Below are 1,278 nucleotides of genomic sequence, written 5' to 3' on the forward strand. Positions count from 1 at the left end.
TAAAATCCCCATGCAAATTGGATTTATTGGTCTGGGTAATATGGGCAGTGGTATGGTTGCCAATTTGCTCAAGAAAGCATTTGATGTTTCGGTCTACGACATCCAACCGGACAAAGCAGAAGCCTTAATCGCAGCGGGAGCAAGTTGGCGCAATTCCATCCCAGAGGTAGCAGGTGATGCTGATGTGATAATGACCAGTCTGCCAGGGCCAAAACAGTTAGAAGCAGTTATGTTAGGTGATACTGGAGCGATCGCCCATGCTCGCCCTGAAACAATTTGGCTCGATACTGGAACCAATTCCATCGAAATTATGAACAAGATTTCTGCCCTTGCATCCGAACAAAAAATTGACTCGATTGCAGCCCCTGTGTCTGGAGGGGCAGCAGCAGCTCAGACAGGCACAATGTCAATGTATGTGGGCGGAAATCAAGAAACCTTTGACAAAATTAAAGGGATATTGGAAGCCATTGGTTCTCAGATTTATTATGTCGGACCACTTTCCCATGCCATCCTTTCCAAATTGCTGATTAATTATCTTTGCTTCATCAATACTAAAGCCCTAGGGGAAGTGCTGTCTTTGGGACAAGAAGCAGGAATTGAACCCAAACAACTCACGAACATGATTCAAGCAGGTTCGGGTAGTAGCTGGGTCGCGGAAAAATTGCTTCCCTCTATATTAGAAGGTAATCCCGGTCCAGCATTTACATTGAACTTAGCTCACAAGGATGCTTGTTTGGTTAATGAACTCAATCAAAGCTTTAAAACCTCTCTAGAGTTTTCAGAACGTCTATGTGAGGTATTACAACAGGCTTGTACAACCTATGGTGGTGATAAAAGTTTTACTCAGATGATGGATTTGCAGTAGTAATAAGAAAGCGATGAGTAATAGCCATTTGGTGATTGACCTTTCCCAAGAATACCAAATCTCAAAAGTCCAACAAGACCAGAGAAAACTGTTTATCTATTGGGGCGACGGTCATCGAAGTACCTTTCACTATATTTGGCTTCGGGACAACTGTTATTGCTCTGGGTGTGGGGATCCCAAACATGGCGAAAAGCGTTTTCGGCTCGTTGATGTTCCAATAGATATAGAACCCCTGTCAGTTCGTTGGGATAGTGGCAACGCACTGGAAATAGTATGGCAACCCGATAGTCACAAAAGCATCTATAATGCTCAGTGGTTGCGAGAGCACTGCTATTCTGCTACCGAGAGAGAGCATCGTCAGCATCGACCTATTCTTTGGGATAGCAACATTGTTACTAACCTGCCCCAGATTG

2 protein-coding genes are annotated in these 1,278 nt (G+C 44.1%); both read left to right on the forward strand.

What is annotated here, in order from left to right; all coding sequences use genetic code 11:
- On the forward strand, nt 1-865 hold an 865-nt coding region (locus F6K51_RS37535), incomplete at its 5' end, for an NAD(P)-dependent oxidoreductase (RefSeq protein ID WP_293031331.1).
- 13 nt (nt 866-878) lie between these two features.
- Nucleotides 879-1,278, forward strand: a 400-nt coding sequence (locus F6K51_RS37540; RefSeq protein ID WP_293031334.1) for a gamma-butyrobetaine hydroxylase-like domain-containing protein, incomplete at its 3' end; no start/stop codon positions are given.

Origin of the sequence: Moorena sp. SIO3I8 (assembly GCF_010692325.1) — a bacterium.
Lineage (GTDB): Bacteria > Cyanobacteriota > Cyanobacteriia > Cyanobacteriales > Coleofasciculaceae > Moorena.